The following is a 527-nucleotide window of genomic DNA, read 5'->3' as shown; positions in this document are numbered from 1 at the left end:
CACTATTATAGCTCTCATACTTCTACTCCTTTACATAAAATACTATCAAAGTCCCATTATCTATTCTTCTTATATTAAGCCCTCTTCCATACATCAGTTTAAGCCTTAAATGTACATTATAAAGCCCAATTTTATTTTCTGGCATATTGTCTTGATATACATTATTTATAATTTCCTCACTTATGCCTATACCATTATCCTCTATTTATATTCTCACAGTATTTTCTAATGATTATGGCAACTTTTTTATGGATATTTTTACTTCACCAGCTCTACCACTTTCTAAAATACCATGTTATATTGCATTTTCCACTAGTGGCTGTATAATTAAACTTGGAATCTTTATATTTACATCTTCTATATCATAAGATACTGTTTGCAACTCTCCAAATCTAGCCTTTTCTATCTCTACAAAAGATTTAACCTGTTCAATCTCTTTATTTATATCAATTAAATTATCACTATATTCAAGATTATATCTTAGATAAGTTGATAAATTTATTATTAACTCTCTAGCCTTATCTGGA

The 527-nt window shown here is 27.7% G+C and carries 1 protein-coding gene; it reads right to left on the bottom strand.

Annotated elements, in window-relative coordinates; translation table 11 throughout:
- Window positions 1–295: 295 nt before the first annotated feature.
- The coding region (locus tag K0039_RS22745; RefSeq protein WP_331476807.1) for a histidine kinase at window positions 296–527 on the bottom strand (232 nt) is incomplete at its 5' end.

Source organism: Terrisporobacter mayombei, from assembly GCF_020748465.1.
GTDB classification, from domain to species: Bacteria; Bacillota; Clostridia; order Peptostreptococcales; family Peptostreptococcaceae; genus Terrisporobacter; species Terrisporobacter mayombei.
This window is presented reverse-complemented; position numbering and strand designations above follow the sequence as displayed.